The sequence below is a fragment of the Nostoc sp. CHAB 5715 genome (assembly GCF_020829685.1).
In the GTDB taxonomy this organism is placed as follows: domain Bacteria; phylum Cyanobacteriota; class Cyanobacteriia; order Cyanobacteriales; family Nostocaceae; genus Nostoc.
In genome coordinates, this window is sequence record NZ_JAIVFR010000242.1 from 1 (window position 1) to 8,337 (window position 8,337).

General features: G+C 44.0%; 6 protein-coding genes. 4 read left to right on the forward strand and 2 right to left on the reverse strand.

The genetic code is table 11. From position 1 onward, the window contains the following. Positions 1–1,945 (reverse strand): GAF domain-containing protein (locus LC574_RS15065; RefSeq protein WP_229454271.1); only part of this gene is annotated, 1,945 nt, incomplete at its 3' end. A 742-nt stretch (positions 1,946–2,687) separates the two neighbouring features. Between LC574_RS15065 and LC574_RS15070 the strand changes: the two genes are divergently transcribed. From LC574_RS15070 to LC574_RS15085, 4 genes are all read left to right on the forward strand, one after another. After that, a complete protein-coding gene (locus LC574_RS15070) occupies positions 2,688–3,392 on the forward strand; it encodes a Crp/Fnr family transcriptional regulator (protein ID WP_229454275.1) in 705 nt (234 codons plus the stop codon). 13 nt (positions 3,393–3,405) lie between these two features. Beyond that, positions 3,406–4,143, forward strand: a complete 738-nt coding sequence (locus LC574_RS15075) for a DUF2232 domain-containing protein (RefSeq protein WP_229454272.1) — start codon at positions 3,406–3,408, stop codon at positions 4,141–4,143. 84 nt (positions 4,144–4,227) lie between these two features. Then, positions 4,228–5,592 (forward strand): nicotinate-nucleotide--dimethylbenzimidazole phosphoribosyltransferase, encoded by a 1,365-nt coding sequence (locus tag LC574_RS15080; protein WP_229454276.1) that lies wholly within the window; start codon positions 4,228–4,230, stop codon positions 5,590–5,592. Positions 5,593–5,854: 262 nt separating this feature from the next. Beyond that, entirely contained in the window at positions 5,855–6,451 is a 597-nt protein-coding gene (locus tag LC574_RS15085; protein ID WP_229454273.1) for a PEP-CTERM sorting domain-containing protein, read from the forward strand. A gap of 128 nt (positions 6,452–6,579) precedes the next feature. Here LC574_RS15085 and LC574_RS15090 read toward each other — a convergent pair. Further along, the coding region (locus LC574_RS15090) for a di-heme oxidoredictase family protein (protein ID WP_229454274.1) at positions 6,580–8,337 on the reverse strand (1,758 nt) is incomplete at its 5' end.

Consider the following 8,337-nt stretch of genomic DNA (forward strand, 5'->3'; position numbering starts at 1 on the left):
AAACTTGATTCACACCTGCCACCAACTGTCCTAAACCGGACATTTTTTCGGTGTGAATCAATTTTGTCTGTGTTTCTTGGAGTTCATGTAGGGTATGCTCTAACTGGGCGGCTTGATTTCTGGCTTCAGTTTCGGCATTACAGGTTTGTTCGTAGAGTTGCGCTTGTTGAATAGCGATCACAGCCTGATCTCCTAGCTGTTGCAATAAATCAATTTCTGCATCTTGCCAATCTCTGGGAGCCTCACACTCATGGGCTATTAGTAACCCCCATACTTCCATACCTATATTAATCGGAACTATTAAGGTTGCTTGCACTTGCAGACTCTGCAAAAACTCTTGATGACAATCATATAAAGAAGCTGTCGAAACGTTGTTAATTGCCCGGACTCTGCCCTGACAATATAGATGGCTAAACTCATCAGGAAAGCAATCGGCTGGTGCATTCATTCCCAAAACGGACTGCCAATTGCCATTAATCTCTTCGACAATCACCGATTTCCTCTTCAGTTCAAAAATCACCACCCGGTCTGAGTTTAGCAGCGCACGGACTTCTCGAACGATGGATTGCAGAGTTGTCTGCAAGTCTAATGTGCGGCGAATATGCTCTGTGACTTGCTTGAGTACTTTGGTAAACAATAATGATTTTTCGAGTTCATAAGTTTTCTCTTGCACCCGCAGTTCTAGGTTGGCATTCATGGTTTGTACCTGTTTAAACATGTGTTGCTGCTGAATTGCCATTGAGAAATGATAGTACAAGGCTTGCGCTAATGAGATGTCTTCCGGTTTCCACTCAGCTGATTGCCCCTTTTTTTGCTCTCGCCAAAGCTCAAAGGAAAGCTGGGGTAACATTTGCCGCCGATTTTGTTCACATCGTCCCGCCCACAAGATTTCCGTTTCAAATTCACAGCGAAAAATGCTTAATACACCAATAAATTTTTCCCAGTAATGTAGCGGAATCACCATCAGTCCGCGAATTTGAGTAGAACGGAATGCTAAAGCCAAAACTCGCAAATGTGGTTCTTTATACAGGTCAGTTGTTGCCCAAATATTACCTTGTTTACACTCAGCCATCCAGTTTTGCCATAAGGGATGCTGTTCGATAATATTGTTATCTAACTCGTAGGGGAGTGTCGGTTGGTCGCCCCAGGTGTATAGTTCCTGACTCTGTTCAATGTAAAGCCTGCCACCTGTTCCATTGAAGGCAGTAATAACTTCTTCTAGCGCCTCCTGCAATTGGATTGTCGGCAGTTTATGTAATAGTGTAGTAACTCTGTTAATAGTAGCTTCTCGCTCTTGCTTGGCGCGGGCTGCGGTGAGTAGATTACTTTGAGCGATCGCGATCGCAACTTGGTCAGCTACTTGCTGCAATACTTTTAGTTCCCGCTTCAAAATCTTTCGCGGTTGACTTTGGTGAGATACCAACAATCCCCACAATGTAGGTTTTGCCGATTGTTCTTGTGGATCGCAATCTAAAATTGGTACTACCAACGAAGACTGCACGCCCATTGCCTTTAAGTATTGAATATGGCAGGGGTCTACCTGCCGATAGTGGATATTAGTTTCTAGACGTTTGCCAGTTTCTTTTGACTGTAGAGGCGATAGCCCGATCTTCCCGTTTGCCACATCGATAATCGAACGTTGCTGTGCTAAGAGAAACATCTCCCTAGCTTTTTGTGGAATATCATCAGCTGGGAAGCGCTGTCCTAATAAGGATGGCAGACGCTGTTCATGGATAGATTCAGCAATGACTTCACCACTACCATCGGTATCAAAGCGGTACACCTTTACCCGATCTGCACCCAAAAATAAACGCACTTGGCTAACGGTAGTCGTTAATATCTCTTGGAGGTCGAGCGATCGCCTGATCTGGTTTATCATTTGGTGCAGTAAACTTTCTTGGTCTAAGTTTTGCTGCAACCCTTTTGGTTTATCGGTAAATGTCATTGCCTGTATACACCATGACTGAAGTATAATGTTTTTTATAATTGTCACTGTTAAGAGTTTTCAATCGATTTCCAGAAATTCTTGCTACAAATGTGTTGCTTCGGGCGTACATCTGTTGCAAATATCTTTGAAAATGGATCAGGGGATATTTGAAAAGGATCAGATATTTTGCTTGATCTCTCAACCCTTCTCAAGGGATTTAGGGAAATATCAAACTTTTTGCTGTATCATTAAATACTTTCAAAACATCCTTGCAAGCCTAAGTTAAGAAAATCTTAATCATTGACACCTATTAATTTTATATTCTCAATCATTAAACTATTCCAGTAATTTTACTTAATTTATTGACTTAAAAACTACGTTAAATTAAAAATATTTTTTTACCCTTTTTGCCCATTCATTCAATTAATTAAAATTTTTTCAAATAAATAACTAAATTATTGGCAACTGTTTCAAAGATTTTTGGCTGGGGAATTTTACTATTCCCCGTCGAATTACTGATTTTATGTTGAATGTAACTATAGGACTACGATTTGATTTATGAAAAAATTCCGTACAACTCGAAAACCCTACAGCCCTATTCCCTACTCCCTACTCCCGGACTACGCAAATAATTTCAAAAATCAAATCGGATTGCTATAGTTTAGTTTTCTTTTTGAAAGGGAGCTGTGCAATGATAGCTTAGTCTGAAAATGGCGCTCTTGTTTGTTGTGTGTATAGCCGCTTGAATAAAGATGTCGTAATGGAAGACCGATATAGCTTGCAAGCACAGGCTAATTCCTGGATGATCACGTCGTCGGCTCCCTTTTTTCAAGGGTTGCCAGAAACTGCTGTAGAATCAGCCCTCATCCATCTTGTTACCCGCACTCACCCAGCTAATCAGGTAATTTTGCTGGAAAATGACTGGGGCGGTTCTGTGTATTTTATTCTGGACGGATGGGTAAAAATTCGCACCTACAATCTGGAGGGAAAAGAAGTAACGCTGAATATTCTTGGCAAAGGGGAATTGTTTGGTGAAATGGCGGCGCTAGATGAAGTGCCTCGATCCACAGATGTGATTACCTTAGCCCCAACGGTAATTGGTAGTATGCCTGCTCAGGATTTTGTCAAGTTACTTCAGGTAGAACCCTTAGCGGGAGTTCGATTGGCGCAACTAATGGCACGACGTTTGCGGCAAGTAAATCGTCGATTGCGGTTGCGGGAATCTGATAGCCAGTCACGGGTGGCGGATACGTTGGTATTTTTGGCAGAAGGACAGGGAAAAAAAGGGCAAACAGGAACCGAAATCCCCAATTTACCTCATCGGGAATTGAGTAGTTTGAGCGGACTGGCGCGGGAAACTGTAACAAGAGTGTTGACAAGGCTAGAAAAAAAAGGCTTGATTAAACGGGATCAAGACACTATTTGTATTCCTGATTTGTCAGCCTTGGAAAGAATGATCGTTTAAAAACTTGTCAGATATGAGTATTTTAGATTCTCTGCCAGATGAGCCGGAGAAAGATCCATCGCCTGAATCTCCAACTCCCCACAATCATTGGTTAGACAAAGAACAGCAGTTAATGCCTCCTCAACTCAAGGCTGATGCGCCCTTGAGGATGGTGGAAACGGCGTTTTTAGCAAGTGCCGCTAGCTTGATTTGGTTTATTAATTTCTACTTCCCCTTGGGCCCAGTTTTGCGGATATTTTTTCCAGTACCGATCGCTCTAGTTTATCTGCGTTGGGGCAAGCGTGCAGCATGGATGGCAGCACTCACCTCCGGGTTACTGCTGACAGTACTGATGGGGCCAGCCCGCAGTTTGCTGTTTGTCATGCCCTACGGATTTATGGGCGTGCTTTTAGGAGCAACCTGGTGTCGTCGTGTTCCCTGGATTGTTTCTATCACCTTGGGTACGCTGTTAGGTACTTTGGGAGTCTTTTTTCGACTGTGGTTGCTGTCTGTTTTGTCAGGTGAAGACCTATGGATTTATCTAATTACCCAGGTGACTGAGTTCATAGAGTGGGTATTTTTTAACTTGAGTTTGTTGACGAGTCCTAGTGTGTTTTTGATTCAAGTGGGAGCGATCGCTTTAATTGTACTCAACAACTTTATCTACCTTTTTGTGGTACACCTGGCAGCATGGTTTCTTTTTGATCGTCTGGGCAACCCCATTCCCCCTCCACCACGCTGGGTACAAGTCCTCATGGATTATGAAGGATAGTTATTAGTCATTAGTCATTTGTCATTAGTCATTAGTTAAATGATGAGTTCTAACTAATACTCAATGCCCAATTCCCAATTCCCAATGCCCAATTCCCAAATTCGTATTTATACTCAAAAAGAACAAGGTGAAGAATGGCTGCGACGGTATCGTGGCTGTCTACCCGTATTTGCCTGTGTTTTAGGATTTACTGAAACTGGTTTAATTCCAGGGATTTCAGCAGCTGGTCGCACTCCAGAGGATCGGAAATATACTGCTTGTGCCGATGCCGAGTTTTTGTATTACGGGCCAGAACATAAAGCCCAATATCCCTTACCACCATTAGCAGCCGGGGCTTCGCCTGTGCTGATTTCTCGCGCTGTCTTTGAGTCACTAAAGATACCAGTTCATTTGTTTAATGCTGGTTTACCCCAGCCTCCGGCTGTGCCAGTAATTGATTTGGGCGGCACGGCTGCTAAGTGTTTAAGTAGTGGTGCTGCTATGGAAATCACAACAGTACACCACTTGTTTAAACAAGGGCTACTTTGGGGAGAACGCCTTGCTGCCAATAACCAATATAAGTACGTGATTCTTGGTGAGTGCGTCGTTGGAGGGACTACAACTGCCCTGGCAATCTTAACTGGTTTGGGTATAGATGCTGCCGGAAAAGTTAACAGTAGCCACCCTATTTGTAACCACGCGCAAAAGTGGGCATTAGCGCAAGCTGGGCTGGAGAAGATGAGGGGGAGCAGGGAGTACTTAGCTGGGGGAGATGAGGGAGCTGGGGGAGATGAGGGAGCAGGGGGAGATGAGGGAGATGAGGGAGCAGGGGGAGATGAGGGAGATGAGGGAGCAGGGGGAGATGAGGGAGATGAGGGAGCAGGGGGAGATGAGGGAGATGAGGGAGCAGGGGAAGTAAACTCCTCCTTATCCCCCTCATCCCCCTCATCCCCCTCATCCTCCTCATCCTCCTCATCCCCAGTTAACCCCTTGCAACTCGTCGCATCTGTGGGTGATCCGATGCAAGTGGTGGTAGCTGGAATGGCGATCGCTGCTAGTCGGAGTTGTGGTGTAATGCTTGCTGGTGGGACGCAAATGCTGGCGGTTTATGCGCTGATAAATGCGATCGCTCAAACTTACGCCTTATCATGGCAACCAGAAGAAGTAGTTGTAGGCACAACTCGCTGGGTGGCAGAAGACCTTACTGGTGCTACAGTTGACTTAGCTCTCAGCTTAGAAAAAGCCAGCTTAACTCAGAGTGGAAGAACCCCTCCCCTATTAGCAACTCATCTGAGCTTTGCTGATTCTCGTTATCCCCAACTCAGAGCTTATGAGCAGGGCTTTGTGAAAGAAGGTATGGGCGCTGGAGCCGCTTGCATAGCCGCCCATCTTAGCGAAAATTGGCAGCAACACCAGCTTTTAGCAGCCATTGAAGCCCAACTTGAACGGCTTAGTACAGCACTTCATTAATTCGTAGTGAATTCTCTGCGTGCCTCTGCGCTTACCTCTGCGCCCCTTTGCGTTTAAAAACGCTACAATCTTACGCAAAGCTTTACTTAGCCAAATCAACAGTTAATAATCTAATCGTCATTCAAATTGCATCTGCGTGTCTCGGTAACTTTTGATCTTAGAAAGCCAGAAGCTCCTGACTTGTCTGTACGTAAGAGCGTCTTTCTAGCAATTTGAACTATGCAACTTTGCTTACCTTCTTGTTTTTCAGGAGAATTATCTGATGAAATTAGTCAAAAAGCTTGGTATTGCTATCGCCAGTGCTGTTATAGGTATCACTAGTGTCGGTACATCTTCTGCGGCACAAGCTGTACAGCTATTTGATTTTCAGTACTCTTTTCCCAGTTATGAAGCAAATGGTACAGGGATTTGGGCTAACGGCATCTTTACCACCACAGATTTAGATCCTATAAAAAACAATTACACAATCACAGGAATAACTGGGACAAGGACAATTCAAGGAATTACCGAGACAATCATCGGCCTACTCTCACCAGGTACATACGGAATCAATGATAATCTGTTGAATGCGAGTACGCCGCTGTTAACCCAGAACGGTTTTGCTTACCTGGTTTCTGGAAGCGGGGAAGACGGAAATGGGAACGTTAACGTATTCTACAGTAGTTTCAATGAAGGTTATTCAGAGCTTTCAAGCGATGTAGATTATGGCAGGTTTAGTGTCGTACCACGTCCTGTTCCCGAACCCTACACAGTAGGTGGCTCATTGGCTGCTCTTGGTTTTGGCTGGTGGACGAAGCGAAAGCAAGCAGTAGTTTCCCAGAAGAAGCCGCATAAAGGTATTTATCTGTTAGATTCATAGTGCATCTTTGCTCTAGATTGCATTAAGATGTGCTTGCCATCTTACTCTTGTTTAAAGTAATATCAAGTCGCATTCATGATATATCACTAGACGACTTGGTATTAGCATCGGAATCAGCTTTAGTTTTATTAAAAACTTCCAGGATTGTCATCAAGTGCCAGCAAGAAATTAATCAGGTCTGTTTGCTGGTTGGAATTAAACCCAGCCTGTCTATCTACGTAGAAGTAATGACCTGTGCCATCAAGGTTACTACGCACTAAAGCAGGGTTAGCTTTGTTGGCTTTCACAACTTTTGCACGAAGATCGCGATCAACCAAGGCACGCAAGCTGCTAACTGGATCGGCAGGTATACCAAGGCTTAGAGTGCCAGAAAGCCCTAAGCCAGTCTTGTTAACAACCGTGATCCCATTTGAGTCAACTTTCAGGCTTCCTGCCCGTACTGCTGCACCACCATCATGCAAATATGGTGCGCTTAAATAAAGACCACGCAAGGAAGTAGTTTTGTAACCGCCTTTTGGCAATATACCTTTGGGCAGAGTTGTGGGACTATCAGAGATACCCTGCGTTGGTACATCCAGGACTTCAGCATTAGCAGGTATGGGAACGGGAGTGTTAAAAGTGTATAGCTTGGGTGGTACTAACAATTTATTCAGCCCCAAGCGAGACTGGGCACGAGCGGGGTTAGTACGAATTTCATCAATTGGATGAATTTTGTTGTCAGTGAAGAATGGTGGAATATGGCAAGTTGCACAATTGGCTTTCTCAAATACTTTTGCGCCACGCTTAACAGAATTACTGTTCAAGGCTTGCCAGTTTTCCGAAGTTTGGTTGGCAGGTGGTACTAAGCTATTTTGAAAAGCAGACATGGCGTTGTCAGCAAATAAGAAAGAGCCACTGGCAATATCGCCTGACTTTCCACTATTCGGGCTGAAAACCAAACCGTTGTAAGTAAATAAACTGGGACGCAGGTTTGGGTAAGTTCCTGTGCCTGGAGCAGAAATTTGGTCTTCTAATTCTGCTTGTGTAGGATTCGGTGCGAGCTTCCGCAGCCATTCAGAGGGTTTTACTATCACTCCTTCTGGTAAACGTAGGCTCTTAACGGCAGCATTTTGCAGTAATGTACCAATATAAACTTCTGGATCAATACCAAGGGTTTCTGCACTGATTTGAGCGGCTGCGAACAGATTGATTTCTGAAGAGTGAACAGCATTGGTGATAGCGCTTAATCCACCAAATGGCCCCACAGCAAACTGTCCATCAGCTAAATAAGGATGATCCTTAAAGGTGAAAATGTTGGGGATTTGAGTAGTGTTTCTAATACCATCCGGAGAACTCTCGAAATTACCGAAAGGTACATCTAATACTGCATCATCAAAAGCTTTTTCAAACTTTTCAGGATCAGGTAATTCTACTTTATTACCTTTACTGTCAATAATCGTCTTGCCATTGCCTTTGTATTGTGGGTCTAGAGGGTTAAAGTTTAACCGTGCAAACCCTGCGGCTGTATTTGGTGATAACGCAATAAACAAGGGGATGGCAAGTTCCCCATTAGGTACTCCTGAAATGACTTTACTATCCTTGGAAAGGGTTGCATGACAAAGCGCACAGGTAAGGTCGCCGTTAGGTGTGTTTCCTAGTGCAACACTCTGTCCCTTTGGAATTTTTAAACCTGTATTAATGACAGTCCCTTTAAGAAAAGTTTGACTACCTATGGTTAAATCGTTCTGGAGAGTAATTTTTAGGTTTGTCGTTGGCCGACCTTGCAAACTAGCAATTGCTACACCTAATTCATTCGATATCTTAGTGAAGCCTTGTCCAAAACCAAATACTCCTTGCAAACCAAATGTGTCGCCAATTTTACGGTTGAAGAATTCCAAAGGGACAGA

Bases quoted from the DNA above. Each gene is read 5' to 3' on its own strand.
- LC574_RS15070 (WP_229454275.1), top strand. From the start codon at position 2,688: ATGGAAGACCGATATAGCTTGCAAGCACAGGCTAATTCCTGGATGATC.
- LC574_RS15075 (WP_229454272.1), top strand. From the start codon at position 3,406: ATGAGTATTTTAGATTCTCTGCCAGATGAGCCGGAGAAAGATCCATCG.
- LC574_RS15080 (WP_229454276.1), top strand. From the start codon at position 4,228: ATGCCCAATTCCCAAATTCGTATTTATACTCAAAAAGAACAAGGTGAA.
- LC574_RS15085 (WP_229454273.1), top strand. From the start codon at position 5,855: ATGAAATTAGTCAAAAAGCTTGGTATTGCTATCGCCAGTGCTGTTATA.